A 17,900-nucleotide genomic window follows, 5' to 3' on the forward strand; every position below is an offset into this window, starting at 1 on the left:
GAGTTCACATTACAGGCTGCAGAAAACTTTCAGCCGGATTCCCAGGTACAGGGATTCAATACGATTGCATGCCCGGATGCCGTGTTGTGTCGGCACCCGGAGATAGCTTATAACAGAGGATAACCGCGCATGGTGCTTGGCAAACCGCAAACAGACCCTACCCTTGAATGGTTCTTGTCTCATTGCCACATTCATAAGTACCCATCAAAGAGCACGCTGATCCACCAGGGTGAGAAAGCAGAAACGTTGTACTACATCGTTAAAGGCTCCGTGGCTGTACTCATCAAGGATGAAGAAGGTAAAGAGATGATCCTCTCTTACCTCAACCAGGGCGATTTCATCGGTGAATTAGGCCTGTTTGAAGAAGGTCAGGAGCGTAGCGCCTGGGTACGTGCGAAAACCGCATGTGAAGTGGCCGAGATCTCCTACAAAAAATTCCGTCAGCTGATCCAGGTAAACCCGGATATCCTGATGCGTCTATCTTCGCAAATGGCACGCCGTCTGCAGGTTACATCTGAGAAAGTGGGCAACCTTGCCTTCCTCGACGTTACCGGTCGTATCGCTCAGACGCTGCTGAATCTGGCAAAACAGCCGGATGCGATGACCCACCCGGACGGTATGCAAATTAAAATTACTCGTCAGGAAATCGGTCAGATCGTCGGATGCTCTCGCGAGACCGTGGGTCGTATTCTGAAAATGCTGGAAGATCAAAACCTGATCTCCGCGCACGGTAAAACTATCGTCGTCTACGGTACCCGTTAAGTCGGTAAAACGGCGTATTGCCAGACAATACGCCGTTTTTGTTTTCTCCCCATGTGGCGCAGGCTGATTTACCACCCTGAAGTCAACTATGCACTGCGGCAAACGCTGGTGTTGTGTCTGCCGGTCGCCATTGGTCTTCTGTTTGGCCATTTACAGCAGGGGCTTCTGTTTTCTCTTGTTCCCGCCTGCTGCAACATTGCCGGGCTGGATACGCCGCATAAACGTTTCTTCAAACGTCTGATTATCGGCGGCTGCCTGTTTGCTGGCTGTAGCCTGATTGTCCAGCTCCTCCTGCTGCGTGAAATCCCGCTGCCGATTATTCTCACGGGCCTCGCGCTTATCCTCGGCGTCACTGCCGAAATCAGCCCGCTGCATGCCAGGCTGCTGCCAGCCTCGCTTATCGCGGCTATCTTTACTCTGAGTCTCGCAGGCAATATGCCGGTCTGGGAGCCGCTGCTGATCTATGCCCTCGGCACCCTGTGGTATGGCGTTTTTAACTGGTTCTGGTTTTGGCTATGGCGCGAACAGCCGCTGCGCGAGTCCCTGAGCCTGCTTTACCGGGAATTAGCCAACTACTGCGAGGCTAAATACAGTCTGCTTACCCAGCATACGGACCCCACCACATCTCTGCCCCCGCTGCTTAATCGCCAACAAAAGGTGGTGGATCTGATTACCCAGTGCTATCAGCAGATGCATATGCTGGCGGCCAATCAGCGCAGCGATCACAAACGCCTGCTGCGCGCTTTCCAGGTCGGGCTGGACCTGCAGGAGCATATTTCCGTCAGCCTTCATCAGCCGGAAGAGGTACAGAAGCTGGTGGAACGCAGCCACGCTGAAGCGGTGATCCGCTGGAGCGCACAAACCGTTGCCGCCCGCCTGCGGGAACTGGCGGACGATCTGCTCTACCATCGCTATCCTCGGCGCTTTCAGATGGATAAGCAGATCGGTGCGCTGGAAAAAATCGCTTCGCAGCATCCGGATAATCCTGTCGGGCAGTTTTGCGCCTGGCACTTCAGCCGTATTGCCCGGGTTCTGCGCACCCAGCGCCCGCTTTACGCGCGGAATCTGATGGCGGATAAAACCCGCCGTCTGCCGCTGCTGCCGGCGTTGAAAAACTATCTGTCGTTTAAATCACCGGCGTTACGTAACGCCGCTCGGATCAGCGTTATGTTGAGCGCAGCCAGCCTGATGGGCAGCGCGCTGCACCTGCCAAAACCCTACTGGATCCTGATGACGGTGCTATTCGTGACGCAAAACGGCTACGGCGCGACGCGGGTACGCATTGTCCACCGGGCTGCCGGGACGATAGCTGGATTGTTAATAGCCGGACTGACGCTGCACTTTCACGTCCCTGAAGGCTATACGCTGACCGCGATGCTGTTCATTACGCTGTTAAGCTATCTGATTATTCGCAAACATTACGGCTGGGCAATGGTCGGATTTACGGTCACCGCGGTTTATACCCTGCAGTTGCTCACCCTGAACGGCGAGCAGTTCATCATCGCCAGACTGATTGATACCCTGATTGGTTGTTTGATCGCCTTCGGTGGAATGGTCTGGCTATGGCCGCAGTGGCAAAGCGGCCTGCTGCGCAAAAATGCTCACGATGCGCTGGAAGCCGATCAGGAGGCCATCAGGCTTATTCTTAGCGACGACCATCAGGCACCGGCGCTGGCCTATCAGCGAATGCTCGTCAATCAGGCGCACAACGCGCTGTTCAACTCGCTGAATCAGGCGATGCAGGAGCCCGGCTTTAACTCGCACTATCTGGAAGATATGAAGCTGTGGGTGACGCATAGCCAGTTTATTGTCGAGCATATCAATGCCATGACTACTCTGGCGCGTGAGCACAATATGCTGACGCCGGCTCTGGCGCAGCGTTATCTGGAGTCCTGCGAAATTGCGCTACAGCGCTGTCAGCAGCGGCTGGATACCGACGGGCCGGGCAGCGCAGGAGATGTGAATATTATGGAAGCGCAGGATGCCGAGGTTCCTCGCGGCCCGCTCAGCACAATGGAGCAGCATTTGCAGCGCATCCTCGGACACCTGAACACCATGCACACCATTTCATCGGTGGCATGGCGTCAGCGTCCACATCATGGTATCTGGCTACGCGCGACTAAGCGCTAAGCACGCTTTCAACCGCCCGGGCAAAGCGCGCCATACCTTCAGCAATATCGCTGTCATCAATTACCAGAGAAGGCACAAAACGCATCACATCCGGCCCCGCATTGAGGACCATCACGCCCGCTTCCGCAGCCGCATACAGGAAATCACGCGCCCGCCCATGGTACTGCGGCTTCAGTTCGGCGCCGATAAGCAGGCCCATTCCACGAATATCGCTGAACAGATCGAACCGCGCGTCAATCTGCTGAAGGTGCTGAACAAACAGTTCGCGCTTCGCCGTGACGCCATCCAGCACTTCCGGAGTGTTAATCAGATCGAACGCTACCCCACCGATCGCGCAGGCCAGCGGATTACCGCCGTAGGTCGAACCATGAGATCCGGCGTGGAAAGCACTGGCGATTTCATGGGTGGTCAGCATTGCGCTGATAGGAAAGCCGCCGCCAAGCGCCTTAGCGCTGGTCAGAATATCCGGCGTCACGCCGTATTGCATGTACGCAAAAAGTGAACCAGTGCGTCCCATACCGCTCTGAACTTCATCAAACACCAGTAATGCCTGGTGCTGGTCGCAGAGTTCGCGCAGACCCTTCAGGAATTCCGGGGTCGCCGCGGTCACACCGCCTTCTCCCTGAATCGGTTCAACCACCACCGCGCAGGTATGATCGTCCATCACCGCTTTCACCGCGTGTAAATCGTTAAACGGTACGTGAACGATATCGGCCGGTTTCGGCCCGAAACCATCAGAATATTTGGGCTGGCCGCCGACGGAGACGGTAAACAGCGACCGACCGTGGAATCCGTTATGGAAGGCGATGATTTTGGTTTTGTAAGGGCTATGGCGCGTCACGGTGTAATGGCGCGCCAGCTTGAAAGCCGTTTCATTGGCTTCCGTACCGGAGTTCATAAACACAACGCGATCGGCAAAAGTCGCCTCGACCAGCTTACGTCCCAGGCGCAGAGCCGGTTCGTTGGTAAAAACGTTACTGGTGTGCCACAGCTTTTCGCCCTGTTCATACAGCGCCGCCACCAGCGCCGGATGGCAATGACCAAGCGCGGTCACGGCAATTCCACCGGCGAAATCAACGTACTCTTTACCCTGCTGATCCCATACTCGGCTCCCCTTCCCCTTCACCGGAATAAATTCTGCCGGTGCATAGATTGGCAAAATGACTTCGTCGAATGTCGCGCGGGTGATTGCCGGTTGTTCAGTTGCCATGTCATGCCCATCCTTCTTCGTTATGCAGCAATGATTATGCTAATCTAATCACAAAATATGCATAAAAAATCACTTGATGGCAACTAAAAATCAACGATTGAGGAAGTTTGCCAGCAGCTGATGTCCCTGCTCGCTGAGAATACTCTCCGGATGAAACTGCACGCCTTCAAGGTCGAACTGGCGGTGGCGAATACCCATGATCTCTCCCTCTTCGCTACGGGCGGTAACCTCAAAACAGTCAGGCAGCGTTAGCGGGTCAATCAACAGGGAGTGATAGCGGGTCACGGTAAGCGGGTTATTCAGTCCACGGAATACCCCCTGACCATTATGGCTGACAGGCGACGTTTTCCCGTGCATCACCCGAGCGGCCCGCACAATGGTTGCGCCGAAAACCTGGGCGATGGCCTGATGGCCGAGGCAAACGCCTAAGACAGGCGTTTTTCCGGAAAAGTGGCGGATCGCCGCCAGCGAAATTCCTGACTCATTTGGCGTACAGGGGCCCGGTGAAATAACGATTTTCTCTGGCGCCAGGGCAATAATTTCCGCTATCGTCAGCTCGTCATTACGCCTGACCTGTACCTCCGCCCCCAGTTCGCAGAAATACTGGTACAGGTTCCAGGTGAAAGAATCGTAGTTGTCGATAAGCAGGATCATAGCGGCTCCGGGGAAAAAAGAACCGCGCTATTCTACTCAGTTTCTACAGCTTCGCTTACCACTTTGCGAAATATCATCTGCAGCGCGGAGAGGTCGCCCATTGCACCGCTCTGGTTGGCCTGGTTCCAGACATCGACAGCAATATTGCGCCAATCCAGCGTATAGCCGGCGTGGATAGCCAGTTGCTCAAAGAAAATGCGTTGTGCCATGCCGCTGCCAATACGGAAAGGATGCAGGACGTTGATCTCACAGTAATAGTGAGCGAGGCGTTCAATGAATTTATCGGTCGCCAGCCCAACCAGATAACCTTCCCCTTCAAGCTCCTGAAACAGGGCATTCCCCTCCTTTTCGATGTAGGCGAAATGGCAAAAACGGGTGTCCCCCTGATAGATATCAATTTCGCGCAGCTGCCCCGCCCAGTCGAAAATATCCTGGTAAAGCTGCCGGTGAATCGCGCAGAGATGCGGTAATCCACGGATTAGCGGCCCAAGTTCAATGGTAGCAGCCCGTAGTGCAGTCAGTTCCCACGCAGCCTGCTCAAGGCGCTGAGCCTGGCGAATGCCTAAGCGGTTACGCATGACCTTCAGGCCAGGATAAAGATAAGGATCCCGACCCTCGCCAAATTTATCGCTCATAGTGGCTCCTTAACGCCGCAATTCGCGCCAGGGCCTCTTCAGAGGTAAGGTTTATCAGCGGAATATCAACGCCCTCAAGCCGTCGGCTGGCCTGAAAATTAAGGTTACGTTGATCCTCCCAAAGACGGGATTTCTGTTTTTCGGTGAGCTTTTTCATTTAACACCTCCCTGACATTTCCGCAGTTGCCACAAGTATAAGCGGCAAAAAACGATTTCGCAGGGAAGTGGGAAATGCGCGGGTAAGGGCTACCCGCGCAAAATAGTTACGGCAGAACTTTTGCGGAAAGAATAACGATAGGTTTGGACGGTACATTTTGATACGGCCCAACGTTATGGGTCTGCACCTGAGAAATTTTGTCCGCCACGTCCATGCCTTTGACGACTTTACCAAACACCGCATAGCCAAAATCACGCTGGCCATGATCGAGGAAGGCGTTGTCCGCAATATTGATAAAGAACTGGCTGGTCGCACTATCCTGCTCCGCAGTACGCGCCATAGCGATGGTTCCGCGAGTGTTGCGCAGGCCGTTATCGGCTTCGTTTTTAATTGGCGGATTAGGCTGCTTTTGCTGCATTTGCTCGTTAAAACCGCCGCCCTGTACCATAAAGCCCGGGATCACGCGGTGAAAAGTGGTGTTGTTGTAAAAACCGCTGTTGACGTACTTCAGGAAGTTCTCTACCGAGACAGGCGCTTTCTGGCTATTCAGCTCAAGCTCAATATTGCCCGCAGACGTGGTCAGCAAAACATGAGGATCGCCCTTTGCCGCCATGGCCGGGGAGAATGCTGAAATGGCTAAAACGGCAGCCACCGCCGCGAGAGTTGATTTGAGCATGGAAATTCCTTAACGGAGCAGAATAAAAAGCGAGTGCTTTGATTCTAAAGAGCCTTTGCATCCTGGGCTAGCCTTTTACCTAATTTTACTTAGCTGAAACACTTGTAACGATGTTCTGATTTATCAGCAAAATAATAAAATGTGACTTATTTCACATTTAAAATTGCAAATAGATCCAAATTTCACAATAAAAGTTTGATTACATCACTCCAGCGAATAAAATCTGTCCGCCCGGCGCAGAGTCAACGCGCTTTACATTTCTATTCACAGGCCAGTCATGACTAACAGCAATCGTATCAAGCTCACATGGATCAGCTTTTTCTCCTACGCCCTGACCGGCGCGTTGGTGATCGTCACCGGGATGGTGATGGGAAATATCGCAGATTATTTCCATCTGCCCGTTTCCAGTATGAGTAACACCTTTACTTTTCTTAACGCCGGTATTCTCATCTCTATCTTCCTGAACGCCTGGCTGATGGAAATTGTTCCGCTGAAAACCCAGCTTCGCTTTGGCTTTATCCTGATGATTCTGGCCGTCGCTGGTTTAATGTTCAGCCATAGCCTGGCGCTGTTTTCCGCCTCAATGTTTGTGCTGGGGCTGGTCAGCGGTATCACCATGTCGATCGGTACCTTCCTGATTACCCATATGTATGAAGGACGTCAGCGCGGCGCGCGTCTGCTGTTCACCGACTCCTTTTTTAGCATGGCGGGAATGATCTTCCCGATGCTGGCGGCTTATCTGCTGGCGCGCAGTATTGAATGGTACTGGGTTTATGCCTGTATCGGCCTGGTCTACGTGGCTATTTTCGTGCTGACCTTCGGCTGCGAATTTCCGGTGCTGGGTAAAAAAGCCCGGCAGGATAGCCAGCCGGTAGTGAAAGAAAAATGGGGTATCGGCGTACTGTTTCTCTCCATCGCCGCACTGTGCTATATCCTCGGCCAGCTGGGCTTTATCTCATGGGTACCGGAATACGCCAAAGGACTGGGAATGAGCCTGGGCGATGCGGGTAAACTGGTGAGCGATTTCTGGATGTCGTACATGATAGGCATGTGGTCATTCAGCTTTATTCTGCGCTTCTTTGACCTGCAGCGAATTTTGACCGTACTGGCTGGCGTGGCGACGGTGCTGATGTATCTGTTTATCAACGGTTCGCCGGAGCATATGCCGTGGTTTATCCTGAGCCTTGGCTTCTTCTCCAGCGCCATCTATACCTCGATCATCACCCTGGGTTCACTCCAGACCAAAGTATCATCGCCGAAGCTGGTGAACTTCATTCTGACCTGCGGCACCGTGGGTACCATGTTGACCTTCGTCGTTACCGGTCCAATCGTGGCCGCCAGCGGACCGCTGGCAGCACTGCATACCGCTAACGGCCTGTACGCCGTGGTGTTTGTGATGTGTCTGATCCTCGGTTTTGTTTCCCGCCACCGCCAGAACAACGCGGCAGCGGTATCGCACTAAGCCTCTGGCCCCTTTGTTCCGGCAAAGGGGCTATTTCTGGTAAAGAACAGCTCCTCTCCGCCCCTGTCTGTCTGTACCCAGGTTTGCGCCAGCTGCGTCGTAGCAATCACCCTCCCCTGACGAATTGACCAACGTACCGGAACCTGGCAACGCACAGCCTCAAAGCCGTTTTCAGCGGGCAGAATCACCACGTTCGCCGTATTACCCGTCTTAATGCCGTAATCGCTCAGGCCAAACGTACGCGCGCTATTTTCCGTCACCAGCTTAAGTCCATCGTTAATCTGCTGATAGCCCATCATCTGGCAAACGTGCAGCCCCATATGCAGCACCTGTAGCATATTACCGGTGCCCAGCGGGTACCACGGATCAAACACATCATCATGGCCAAAACAGACGTTAATTCCCGCCGCCATCAGCTCCTTCACGCGCGTAATGCCGCGACGCTTCGGATAGTCATCAAAGCGTCCCTGAAGGTGAATATTGACCAGCGGGTTAGCGACGAAGTTAATACCGGATAGCTTTAGCAAACGGAAAAGACGCGAGGTGTAAGCACCGTTATAGGAGTGCATAGCGGTAGTATGGCTCGCGGTAACCTGCGGCCCGATACCCTCTTTTAACGCCAGAGCCGCTACGGTTTCAACAAACCGTGACTGTTCATCGTCGATTTCATCGCAGTGAATATCCAGAGGGCGCTGATACTGTTTCGCCAGACGAAAAGCGATATGCAGGGATTCCACGCCATATTCGCGAGTAAATTCAAAATGGGGAATTGCGCCCACCACATCGGCTCCCAGACGCAGCGCCTCTTCAAGCAGAGCCTCACCATTGGGGTAGGATAAAATACCCTCTTGTGGGAAGGCGACAATCTGCAGATCTACCCACGGCGCGACTTCCTGTTTTACCTCCAGCATGGCCTTGAGCGCGGTTAGCGTAGGATCTGAAACGTCGACGTGGGTACGTACAAACTGGATACCATTGGCAATTTGCCATTTCAGCGTCTTCCACGCGCGGGCTTTAACATCCTCATGGCTCAATAAAGCCTTACGCTCCGCCCAGCGCTCAATTCCTTCAAACAGCGTTCCGGACTGATTCCAGTTCGGCTCTCCGGCGGTTTGGGTGGTATCAAGGTGAATATGCGGTTCAATAAAAGGAGGGATCGCCAGCCCACCGCGTGCATTCAGCACTTCAAAATTCTCACTGCGCGCCTCTCCCATTGGGGTGATATCCCCAAAGCGCCCCTTGTCTATCACTATCTGCCATAGCCCTTCACGTTCGGGCAGACGAACGTTCTCAATTAACCAAAGCGGCGCTGCTGTCATATCGATGACTCCCGTAATTGTTGCTGAAGTTTTGTCCAACCCGCTGTGGGTCTCTGTTGCCAATTTTGTACATAAAAAAGGCGAAAAGGAAAAGCCAGCATTTTCCAGCACTTATAAAAATACTGACAAATCATAAACATACCACTTAAGTGGTAGGTAAAGGTGTAATTGATTTGCATCAATAAGTATCGTGGCTGAATCGTTAAGGTAGGCGGTAATATAAAAGAAATCGAGGCAAAAATGAGCAAAGTCAGACTCGCTATCATTGGTAATGGTATGGTCGGCCATCGCTTTATTGAGGACCTTCTTGATAAATCCGACGCCAGCCTGTTCGATATTACCGTCTTCTGTGAAGAACCCCGTATCGCCTACGACCGCGTACACCTCTCATCCTACTTTTCCCACCACACCGCCGAAGAGCTCTCTTTGGTACGGGAGGGGTTTTATGAAAAGCACGGCGTTAAGGTGCTGGTCGGCGAACGCGCCATCACCATCAACCGTCAGGAGAAGGTTATCCACTCCAGCGCGGGCCGTACCGTATTCTATGACAAGCTGGTCATGGCAACCGGCTCTTATCCATGGATCCCGCCGATCAAAGGTTCTGAAACGCAGGATTGTTTTGTTTATCGCACCATTGAAGACCTCAACGCCATTGAAGCCTGCGCCCGTCGCAGCAAACGCGGCGCAGTGGTCGGCGGTGGGCTGTTAGGCCTGGAGGCCGCGGGCGCGCTGAAAAACCTCGGCGTTGAAACCCACGTCATTGAATTCGCGCCGATGCTGATGGCTGAACAGCTCGATCAGATGGGCGGCGAACAGCTACGCCGTAAAATTGAAAGCATGGGCGTGCGCGTGCACACCAGCAAAAATACCCAAGAGATCGTTCAGCAAGGTACCGAAGCGCGTAAAACCATGCGCTTCGCCGACGGCAGCGAGCTGGAAGTCGACTTCATCGTCTTTTCTACCGGTATCCGCCCGCGCGATAAGCTGGCCACCCAGTGCGGTCTGGAAGTCGCTCCGCGCGGCGGTATCGCGATCAACGACGCCTGCCAGACCTCCGACCCGGATATCTACGCCATCGGTGAATGCGCCAGCTGGAACAACCGCGTTTACGGCCTGGTGGCCCCGGGCTATAAAATGGCCCAGGTGACCGTTGACCATATCCTCAACACCGAAAACGCCTTTGAAGGCGCGGACCTGAGCGCCAAGCTGAAGCTGCTGGGCGTTGACGTTGGCGGAATTGGCGACGCCCACGGTCACACCCCTGGCGCCCGCAGCTACGTGTACCTCGACGAAAGCAAAGAGGTCTACAAACGCCTTATCGTCAGTGAAGATAATAAAACCCTGCTCGGCGCGGTGCTGGTGGGCGATACCAGCGATTACGGCAACCTGCTGCAGCTGGTGCTGAACGCCATCGAACTGCCGGAAAACCCGGACTCGCTAATTCTTCCTGCGCACGCGGGCAGCGGTAAGCCGTCCATTGGCGTGGATAAGCTGCCGGATAGCGCGCAAATTTGTTCCTGCTTCGATGTCACCAAAGGCGCATTGATTGCCGCCATTAATAAAGGCTGCCACACGGTGGCGGCGCTGAAGGCGGAAACCAAAGCCGGAACCGGCTGCGGCGGCTGTATTCCGCTGGTGACTCAGGTTCTCAACGCCGAACTGGCGAAACAGGGCATCGAAGTCAACAATAACCTGTGCGAGCACTTCGCATACTCCCGCCAGGAACTGTTCCACCTTATTCGCGTGGAAGGCATCAAAACTTTTGAAGAGCTGCTGGCGAAACACGGTAAAGGCTACGGCTGTGAAGTGTGTAAGCCGACCGTTGGCTCCCTGCTGGCCTCCTGCTGGAATGAATATATCCTCAAGCCGCAGCACACCCCGCTGCAGGATACCAACGACAATTTCCTGGCCAATATCCAGAAAGACGGTACCTACTCCGTTATTCCGCGCTCCGCGGGTGGTGAAATCACCCCGGAAGGCCTGGTAGCCGTAGGGCGTATCGCTCGTGAATTTAACCTGTACACCAAGATCACCGGTTCTCAGCGTATCGGCCTGTTCGGTGCGCAGAAAGACGACCTGCCGGAAATCTGGCGTCAGCTAATCGACGCAGGCTTCGAAACCGGTCACGCATACGCCAAAGCGCTACGGATGGCAAAAACCTGCGTAGGCAGCACTTGGTGCCGCTACGGCGTCGGCGACAGCGTCGGCTTCGGCGTGGAGCTGGAAAACCGCTACAAAGGTATCCGCACCCCACACAAAATGAAGTTTGGCGTCTCCGGCTGTACCCGTGAATGCGCCGAAGCCCAGGGCAAAGATGTCGGCATCATCGCCACGGAAAAAGGCTGGAACCTGTACGTCTGCGGCAACGGTGGCATGAAGCCTCGTCACGCGGATCTATTGGCCGCCGATCTTGATCGTGAAACGCTGATGAAATATCTCGACCGCTTCATGATGTTCTATATCCGTACTGCCGACAAACTGACCCGTACCGCGCCGTGGCTGGATAACCTTGAAGGCGGCATCGACTACCTGAAGTCAGTGATCATCGACGACAAGCTGGGTCTGAATGAGCATCTGGAAGAAGAGATGTCCCGCCTGCGTGAAGCGGTGGTCTGCGAGTGGACGGAAACCGTTAACACGCCATCTGCCCAGGTGCGTTTCAGGCACTTCATCAACAGCGACAAGCGCGACCCGAACGTCCAGGTCGTGCCTGAACGTGAACAGCATCGTCCGGCCGCGCCGTACGAACGTATCCCGGTGACTCTGGTGGAGGAAAACGCATGAGCCAGTGGAAAAACATCTGCAAACTTGATGACATCCTGCCGGAAACCGGCGTCTGCGCGCTGTTAGGTGATAAACAGGTGGCGATTTTCCGCCCGTTTCACAGCGACCAGGTATTTGCGATCAGCAATATCGACCCGTTCTTTGAGTCCAGCGTCCTGTCACGGGGCCTGATCGCCGAGCATCAGGGCGAACTATGGGTTGCCAGCCCGCTGAAAAAACAGCGCTTCCGCCTGCGTGACGGCTTATGTATGGAAGATGAAAGCCATTCAGTCGCGCACTATGAAGCGCGAGTGAAAGATGGCGTCGTGCAGCTACGCGGTTAACAACTTTACGGGAGGCGCAACGCCTCCCTTTTTTTAAATTTTTTCTTCAATTGATAACACAAAATCATTTGTGCTGCATCGCGAAGGCAACTGAGCGAGCCCTGGTCACCCCGGGATGAGACTCAGGGACGGGCCGAATAACGAAGGCCGCCAACAAAAAGACAGCGCAAAGGATAAAGTGTAAAAGGACAATCCTATGTTTACGGACACGATTAACAAGTGCGCGGCTAACGCTGCACGCATTGCACGCCTCTCAGCCAATAATCCATTCAGCTTTTGGGTTAGCTCAATGATGGCTGGCGCCTACGTCGGCATCGGCATAATTCTTATTTTCACCCTCGGAAATCTGCTCGATCCTGCCGTTCGTCCGCTGGTAATGGGAGCCACCTTTGGCATTGCGTTAACCCTGGTGATTATCGCCGGTTCTGAACTGTTTACCGGCCACACTATGTTTCTGACCCTCGGCGTAAAAGCGGGCACCATCAACCAGAGTCAGATGTGGGCGATTTTACCGCAAACCTGGGCAGGTAACTTTTTAGGTTCTGTTTTTGTGGCGCTATTGTACAACTGGGGCAGCGGCAGCCTGCTGCCGGTCGATAGCAGCCTGGTCCACACCGTCGCGCTAGCCAAAACCAGCCAATCTGCGATGGCGCTCTTTTTCAAAGGTGCGCTATGTAACTGGCTGGTATGTCTGGCAATCTGGATGGCAATTCGTACTGAAGGCGCGGCGAAATTTATCGCTATCTGGTGGTGCCTGCTGGCATTTATCGCCTCCGGCTATGAGCACTCGGTCGCCAACATGACGCTGTTTGCCCTCTCCTGGTTCGGCCATCACAGCGATGCCTATACCCTGAGCGGAATTGGGCATAATTTGTTATGGGTAACACTCGGCAATACTTTGTCCGGTGTCGTATTTATGGGGTTAGGTTATTGGTATGCTACGCCGAAATCGGAGCGCCCCGTTCCGGAAAAAATTAAACAATCAGAGGCTGCAGCCAATAATTAAGAGGTAATGTCGTGGACCATTTGCCTATCTTTTGCCAATTACGCGATCGCGATTGCCTGTTAGTCGGCGGTGGCGATGTTGCTGAGCGTAAAGCTCGCCTGTTGCTGGATGCGGGCGCCAGATTAACAGTCAACGCCCTGGATTTCGTACCGCAATTCCAGGTCTGGGCTGATTCGAACATGCTGACCCTGGTACAAGGCGAGTTTAATCCTGCGCTGCTGGATAACTGCTGGCTGGCGATTGCCGCTACCGATAACGAGGCGGTGAATCAGCAGGTCAGCAGGTCAGCGGAAGAAAGGCGAATATTTTGCAACGTGGTCGATGCTCCCCAGCAGGCCAGCTTTATCATGCCGTCAATTATCGACCGCTCGCCGCTTATGGTAGCCGTCTCTTCTGGCGGCACCTCGCCGGTGCTGGCGCGCCTGCTGCGCGAAAAGCTGGAGTCGGTTCTGCCGCTACATTTAGGTCAATTGGCCCACTACGCAGGTCAGCTACGCTCCCGGGTGAAGAAACAGTTTGCCACCGTTGGCGAACGCCGCCGCTTCTGGGAGAAGCTGTTTGTTAACGACAGGCTGGCGCAGTCGCTGGCCAACGAAGACCGCCAGGCCGTGGCTGATGCTACGGAGCAGCTTCTGAACGAGCCGCTGGACCATCGTGGTGAAGTGGTGCTGGTGGGCGCAGGCCCCGGCGATGCCGGGCTGCTGACTCTTAAAGGGCTGCAGCAAATACAGCAGGCCGACGTCGTGGTTTATGATCGCCTGGTCTCCGACGATATTATGAACCTGGTGCGCCGCGATGCCGATCGGGTCTTCGTGGGCAAACGCTCAGGCTACCACTGCGTACCGCAGGAGGAGATTAACCAGATTCTGCTGCGCGAGGCCCAGAGCGGGAAACGGGTGGTGCGGCTGAAAGGCGGCGATCCGTTTATCTTTGGGCGCGGCGGCGAAGAGCTGGAAACCTTGTGCCATGCCGGTATTCCTTTCTCTGTGGTACCGGGAATTACCGCGGCTTCCGGCTGCTCCGCCTACTCAGGCATCCCTCTGACCCATCGTGATTTTGCCCAGGGCGTGCGTCTGGTCACCGGACACCTTAAAACCGGCGGCGAGCTGGACTGGGAAAACCTGGCGGTAGAAAAACAAACCCTGGTGTTCTATATGGGTCTGAACCAGGCGCCTGCCATCAGGGAAAAACTGATAGCTCACGGTATGGCGGCGGATATGCCCGCAGCTATCGTTGAGAACGGTACCGCGATAACTCAGAAAGTTGTCACCGGAACCCTGGAGCAGTTGGATATTCTGGCGAAGCAGATGGCCAGCCCGGCGCTGATTATTGTCGGCCGAGTGGTCGGCCTGCGCGGCAAACTGAACTGGTTCTCAAACCACTAGTTACTCTGACCAGGCTCAAGACAGCGCGCTTGTTAAAAAGCCGGATGCTTTTGCACCCGGCTTTTCATTGCGCGTTAACCAGCAAATGGCTCAGGGTTTGGCGACAAAACCGATCGCTTCATAAACCGCTTTCAGGGTAACGGAAGCGCGAGCGCTGGCTTTCTCCGCGCCCTCTTTCATCACCTGATTCAGGAACGCCTCATCACCACGGAAACGGTGGTAACGCTCCTGCAGCTCCGTCAGCATACCGGAAACGGCGTCTGCCACTTCACCCTTCAGGTGACCATACATTTTGCCTTCAAAATGCTGCTCCAGCTCTGGAATGCTCTGACCGGTTACGGCAGAGAGGATATCCAGCAGATTGGAAACGCCCGCTTTGTTCTGGATGTCGTAGCGAACAACCGGCGGCTCGTCGGAGTCGGTAACCGCGCGTTTGATCTTCTTCACCACCGATTTCGGATCTTCCAGCAGGCCGATAACGTTGTTGCGGTTATCATCGGACTTGGACATCTTTTTAGTCGGCTCCAGCAACGACATCACGCGCGCGCCGGATTTTGGAATAAACGGCTCCGGCACTTTAAACACGTCGCCGTAGATAGCATTGAAACGCTGAGCAACATCGCGGCTCAGCTCCAGATGCTGCTTCTGGTCTTCACCGACCGGCACCTGGTTAGTCTGATACAGCAGGATGTCGGCGGCCATCAGCACCGGATAGTCAAACAGACCGGCGTTAATGTTTTCCGCATAGCGCGATGACTTGTCTTTAAACTGGGTCATGCGGCTCAGTTCGCCGAAATAGGTGTAGCAATTCAGCGCCCAGCCCAGCTGCGCATGCTCCGGGACGTGGGACTGAACGAAAATGGTGCTTTTCTGCGGGTCGATACCGCACGCCAGGTACAGAGCAAGCGTATCCAGCGTAGCCTTACGCAGCTGCTGCGGATCCTGGCGGACAGTAATCGCATGCTGATCAACGATGCAGTAAATGCAGTGGTAATCGTCCTGCATGTTTACCCACTGACGCAGCGCACCCATGTAGTTGCCAATGGTCAATTCACCTGAGGGCTGTGCGCCACTAAAAACGATGGGCTTAGTCATTTTTTATTCCTGATTTTCACTGTACGGTAGCCCTAAAGCGGGCAAGAGTTCATTAAATTGGTCAAAGATGTCATCCGGCTCGCTCAGCGAAATCGGTTCGCCGTAGTTGTATCCGTACGTCAGACCGATTGAGTAGCAACCCGCCGCCTTCGCAGCCTGAATATCATTGCGAGAGTCGCCAACAAACAGCAGCTCTGCGGGAGCCAGACCCAGTTTCTCGGCAACCAGAAGCAGCGGTTCCGGGTGCGGTTTTTTATTTTTTACATCATCACCGCCAATAACAACGGTAAAATATTTGGCGATATCCAGCGACTCAAGAATTGGCGCGACAAATGGCGTCGGTTTATTGGTCACCAGCGCCAGCGGCAGGCCTTGTGCGTGCAGCGCCCCCAGCGTATCGGCAACGGCTGGAAACAGAAAGCTCCCCTCCTCCGCGACTTCGCCATAATAGCGGTCGAACAGCTTGCGCAAAATCGCCTGTTGTTCAGCCTGTGGAATATCATCGTGATCGACGGAAGGTTTACCCTGCGCGGCTCTTAGCGTCGCTCGCTCCTGACGGGCCCAGGTCAGCGCTCGCTGAATCAGAACGTCTGCGCCGTTGCCAATCCAGGTCACGACCCGCTCTTCTCCCGCCATCGGGAGTTCCAGCGCATACAGCGCGTTATCAACGGCAGCCGTCAACCCCGGCGCGCTGTCCACCAGCGTCCCATCAAGGTCAAACGCCACGCCGCGAATATTCTGTAACTTATCCATGGCTAACCTTAGCTAATTCACTACGCATTTGTTCGACCACTGCTTTGTAGTCCGGCTGATCGAAAATGGCCGAACCGGCAACAAACATATCCGCGCCGGCGGCAGCGATCTCAGCGATATTACTCACTTTTACGCCGCCATCGACTTCCAGACGAATGTCGTAGCCGGATTCATCAATACGGCGGCGAACCTGACGTAGTTTATCCAGAGTGTGCGGAATAAAAGACTGGCCGCCAAAGCCCGGGTTTACAGACATCAGCAAAATGACATCCAGCTTATCCATCACGTAATCAAGATAGCTCAGCGAGGTGGCGGGGTTAAACACCAGACCAGCTTTACAGCCGTGCTCTTTAATAAGCTGCAGCGTGCGATCCACGTGTTCAGAGGCTTCCGGATGGAAAGTAATGATGCTGGCGCCAGCCGCGGCAAAATCAGGGATGATGCGGTCAACCGGTTTGACCATCAAATGTACATCTATCGGCGCGGTGATACCGTAATTTCTCAGTGATTTCAGTACCATCGGACCAATGGTCAGATTCGGCACGTAGTGGTTGTCCATCACGTCAAAGTGCACGACATCGGCACCAGCAGCCAACGCCCTGGCGGTATCCTCACCCAGACGGGCAAAATCAGCCGACAAAATCGAAGGGGCAATCAAATACTGCTTCATCCGCATCTCCTTGAAATTTATTTGGTCTTGGGCGGACGGTACAGAGCCAGAAGCTCGTCCACCTTCTTACGTGTACCACCGTTACTGCTAATACTGCGTCGAACCTTCACAATATGCGTCTCAGCGGCATTTTTATACCACTCCTGAGTGAGCGGCGTGCGATGGTTTGAAATAAGCACTGGAATACGCTTTTTCATTAGCGATTCCGCTTTTTTAGCCAGCAGCTCCTGCTGTTCCTGGCTAAAGCTGTTCGTATGATAAGCCGTAAAATTCGCCGTTGACGACAGCGGCGCGTAAGGGGGATCGCAGTAAACCACCGAACGGTTATCTGCTCGCTTCATGCAGTCTTCATAAGACTCACAATGAAACTCGGCATGCTGCGCCTTCTCCGCAAAATGGTAGAGCTCTGCTTCGGGAAAGTAGGGCCTTTTATAGCGGCCAAACGGCACGTTAAACTCACCGCGCAGGTTGTAACGGCACAGACCGTTGTAACCATGACGGTTCAGATAAAGAAACAGCACCGCGCGACGCAGGGGTTCCTTGCTAAGGTTGAACTCATCACGTAACTGATAATACTGTTCCGCAACGTTGTTCTCTGGCGTAAACATCTCACGCGCAGCCGCTACATATTCATCGGTTTGCAGTTTGACGATGTTATACAGACTAATCAAATCACTATTGATATCAGCGAGGATATAACGAGAAAAGTCGGTATTCAGAAATACCGACCCGGCGCCCACGAAGGGCTCAATCAAGCAATCACCCTGCGGCAAATGCTTTTTAATATCGTCGAGCAGGGGGTATTTCCCCCCCGCCCATTTCAGAAAAGCGCGATTCTTTTTCATGCTGCCTAACTAATTACACATTCTCCGGCTGTGG

At 54.1% G+C, this 17,900-nt stretch carries 17 protein-coding genes; 7 read left to right on the plus strand and 10 right to left on the minus strand.

Annotation, left to right across the window (positions count from 1 at the left end; all coding sequences use genetic code 11):
• The first annotated feature begins 129 nt into the window (after positions 1–129).
• Together crp and GJ746_RS23310 are read left to right on the plus strand one after the other, a co-directional pair.
• Positions 130–762 (plus strand): cAMP-activated global transcriptional regulator CRP, encoded by a 633-nt coding sequence (gene crp, locus GJ746_RS23305; protein WP_000242758.1) that lies wholly within the window; start codon positions 130–132, stop codon positions 760–762.
• A gap of 51 nt (positions 763–813) precedes the next feature.
• Entirely contained in the window at positions 814–2,892 is a 2,079-nt protein-coding gene (locus GJ746_RS23310) for a YccS/YhfK family putative transporter (RefSeq protein WP_154682278.1), read from the plus strand.
• On the opposite strand, the gene argD is transcribed toward GJ746_RS23310, so the two are convergent.
• The 5 genes from argD to ppiA all read right to left on the minus strand — a co-directional run bounded on the left by argD (position 2,882) and on the right by ppiA (position 6,224).
• On the minus strand, positions 2,882–4,102 hold the full coding sequence (gene argD / locus GJ746_RS23315) for a bifunctional acetylornithine/succinyldiaminopimelate transaminase (RefSeq protein WP_154682279.1): 1,221 nt from the start codon (positions 4,100–4,102) through the stop codon (positions 2,882–2,884). The two genes, GJ746_RS23310 and argD, sit on opposite strands and share 11 nt — an antisense overlap.
• A 90-nt stretch (positions 4,103–4,192) precedes the next feature.
• Complete coding sequence (gene pabA / locus GJ746_RS23320; RefSeq protein ID WP_154682280.1) at positions 4,193–4,756, minus strand: aminodeoxychorismate synthase component 2; 564 nt, start codon at positions 4,754–4,756, stop codon at positions 4,193–4,195.
• A gap of 32 nt (positions 4,757–4,788) precedes the next feature.
• Entirely contained in the window at positions 4,789–5,391 is a 603-nt protein-coding gene (locus GJ746_RS23325) for a putative adenosine monophosphate-protein transferase Fic (RefSeq protein ID WP_154682281.1), read from the minus strand.
• On the minus strand, positions 5,381–5,548 hold the full coding sequence (locus GJ746_RS23330) for a YhfG family protein (protein ID WP_154682282.1): 168 nt from the start codon (positions 5,546–5,548) through the stop codon (positions 5,381–5,383). Before GJ746_RS23330 ends, GJ746_RS23325 begins: the two co-directional genes overlap by 11 nt.
• 106 nt (positions 5,549–5,654) lie before the next feature.
• Positions 5,655–6,224, minus strand: a complete 570-nt coding sequence (gene ppiA / locus GJ746_RS23335; RefSeq protein WP_154682283.1) for a peptidylprolyl isomerase A — start codon at positions 6,222–6,224, stop codon at positions 5,655–5,657.
• 277 nt (positions 6,225–6,501) lie between these two features.
• On the opposite strand from ppiA, the gene tsgA reads away from it, so the two are divergent.
• Positions 6,502–7,686, plus strand: coding sequence for an MFS transporter TsgA (gene tsgA / locus GJ746_RS23340; protein WP_154682284.1), 1,185 nt, complete (start codon positions 6,502–6,504; stop codon positions 7,684–7,686).
• Here the strand turns inward: tsgA and GJ746_RS23345 are convergent.
• Positions 7,683–9,005 (minus strand): cytosine deaminase, encoded by a 1,323-nt coding sequence (locus tag GJ746_RS23345; RefSeq protein WP_154682285.1) that lies wholly within the window; start codon positions 9,003–9,005, stop codon positions 7,683–7,685. The genes tsgA and GJ746_RS23345 overlap by 4 nt on opposite strands.
• A gap of 240 nt (positions 9,006–9,245) precedes the next feature.
• Here GJ746_RS23345 and nirB point away from each other — a divergent pair, with 240 nt between their 5' ends.
• The 4 genes from nirB (at position 9,246) to cysG (ending at position 14,503) form a co-directional block, all read left to right on the plus strand.
• Positions 9,246–11,789, plus strand: coding sequence for an NADPH-nitrite reductase large subunit (gene nirB / locus GJ746_RS23350; RefSeq protein WP_154682286.1), 2,544 nt, complete (start codon positions 9,246–9,248; stop codon positions 11,787–11,789).
• On the plus strand, positions 11,786–12,112 hold the full coding sequence (nirD, locus tag GJ746_RS23355; RefSeq protein ID WP_154682287.1) for a nitrite reductase small subunit NirD: 327 nt from the start codon (positions 11,786–11,788) through the stop codon (positions 12,110–12,112). The genes nirB and nirD overlap by 4 nt, the downstream gene beginning before the upstream one ends.
• Before the next feature lie 196 nt (positions 12,113–12,308).
• A complete protein-coding gene (gene nirC, locus GJ746_RS23360) occupies positions 12,309–13,118 on the plus strand; it encodes a nitrite transporter NirC (protein ID WP_154682288.1) in 810 nt (269 codons plus the stop codon).
• An 11-nt stretch (positions 13,119–13,129) separates the two neighbouring features.
• Entirely contained in the window at positions 13,130–14,503 is a 1,374-nt protein-coding gene (gene cysG / locus GJ746_RS23365) for a siroheme synthase CysG (RefSeq protein ID WP_154682289.1), read from the plus strand.
• Positions 14,504–14,593: 90 nt separating this feature from the next.
• Here the strand turns inward: cysG and trpS are convergent, their stop codons facing one another.
• From trpS to dam, 4 genes are read right to left on the minus strand one after another with little or no spacing between them, the layout of a single operon-like run.
• Positions 14,594–15,598, minus strand: a complete 1,005-nt coding sequence (gene trpS, locus GJ746_RS23370) for a tryptophan--tRNA ligase (protein ID WP_154682290.1) — start codon at positions 15,596–15,598, stop codon at positions 14,594–14,596.
• A 3-nt stretch (positions 15,599–15,601) separates the two neighbouring features.
• Positions 15,602–16,351, minus strand: coding sequence for a phosphoglycolate phosphatase (gph, locus tag GJ746_RS23375; RefSeq protein ID WP_154682291.1), 750 nt, complete (start codon positions 16,349–16,351; stop codon positions 15,602–15,604).
• Positions 16,344–17,021: a ribulose-phosphate 3-epimerase gene (gene rpe / locus GJ746_RS23380; protein ID WP_154682292.1), complete on the minus strand. Its 678-nt coding sequence runs from the start codon at positions 17,019–17,021 to the stop codon at positions 16,344–16,346. Before rpe ends, gph begins: the two co-directional genes overlap by 8 nt.
• Before the next feature lie 17 nt (positions 17,022–17,038).
• Entirely contained in the window at positions 17,039–17,866 is an 828-nt protein-coding gene (gene dam / locus GJ746_RS23385) for an adenine-specific DNA-methyltransferase (protein ID WP_154682293.1), read from the minus strand.
• Positions 17,867–17,900 lie beyond the last annotated feature (34 nt).

This window comes from Klebsiella oxytoca (genome assembly GCF_009707385.1).
In the GTDB taxonomy this organism is placed as follows: Bacteria; Pseudomonadota; Gammaproteobacteria; order Enterobacterales; family Enterobacteriaceae; genus Klebsiella; species Klebsiella oxytoca_C.

What these genes read in the sequence shown, in the direction of transcription:
- crp (WP_000242758.1), top strand. Translation starts at nt 130, where the DNA reads ATGGTGCTTGGCAAACCGCAAACAGACCCTACCCTTGAATGGTTCTTG.
- GJ746_RS23310 (WP_154682278.1), top strand. Translation starts at nt 814, where the DNA reads ATGTGGCGCAGGCTGATTTACCACCCTGAAGTCAACTATGCACTGCGG.
- argD (WP_154682279.1), bottom strand. Translation starts at nt 4,102, where the DNA reads ATGGCAACTGAACAACCGGCAATCACCCGCGCGACATTCGACGAAGTC.
- pabA (WP_154682280.1), bottom strand. Translation starts at nt 4,756, where the DNA reads ATGATCCTGCTTATCGACAACTACGATTCTTTCACCTGGAACCTGTAC.
- GJ746_RS23325 (WP_154682281.1), bottom strand. Translation starts at nt 5,391, where the DNA reads ATGAGCGATAAATTTGGCGAGGGTCGGGATCCTTATCTTTATCCTGGC.
- GJ746_RS23330 (WP_154682282.1), bottom strand. Translation starts at nt 5,548, where the DNA reads ATGAAAAAGCTCACCGAAAAACAGAAATCCCGTCTTTGGGAGGATCAA.
- ppiA (WP_154682283.1), bottom strand. Translation starts at nt 6,224, where the DNA reads ATGCTCAAATCAACTCTCGCGGCGGTGGCTGCCGTTTTAGCCATTTCA.
- tsgA (WP_154682284.1), top strand. Translation starts at nt 6,502, where the DNA reads ATGACTAACAGCAATCGTATCAAGCTCACATGGATCAGCTTTTTCTCC.
- GJ746_RS23345 (WP_154682285.1), bottom strand. Translation starts at nt 9,005, where the DNA reads ATGACAGCAGCGCCGCTTTGGTTAATTGAGAACGTTCGTCTGCCCGAA.
- nirB (WP_154682286.1), top strand. Translation starts at nt 9,246, where the DNA reads ATGAGCAAAGTCAGACTCGCTATCATTGGTAATGGTATGGTCGGCCAT.
- nirD (WP_154682287.1), top strand. Translation starts at nt 11,786, where the DNA reads ATGAGCCAGTGGAAAAACATCTGCAAACTTGATGACATCCTGCCGGAA.
- nirC (WP_154682288.1), top strand. Translation starts at nt 12,309, where the DNA reads ATGTTTACGGACACGATTAACAAGTGCGCGGCTAACGCTGCACGCATT.
- trpS (WP_154682290.1), bottom strand. Translation starts at nt 15,598, where the DNA reads ATGACTAAGCCCATCGTTTTTAGTGGCGCACAGCCCTCAGGTGAATTG.
- gph (WP_154682291.1), bottom strand. Translation starts at nt 16,351, where the DNA reads ATGGATAAGTTACAGAATATTCGCGGCGTGGCGTTTGACCTTGATGGG.
- rpe (WP_154682292.1), bottom strand. Translation starts at nt 17,021, where the DNA reads ATGAAGCAGTATTTGATTGCCCCTTCGATTTTGTCGGCTGATTTTGCC.
- dam (WP_154682293.1), bottom strand. Translation starts at nt 17,866, where the DNA reads ATGAAAAAGAATCGCGCTTTTCTGAAATGGGCGGGGGGGAAATACCCC.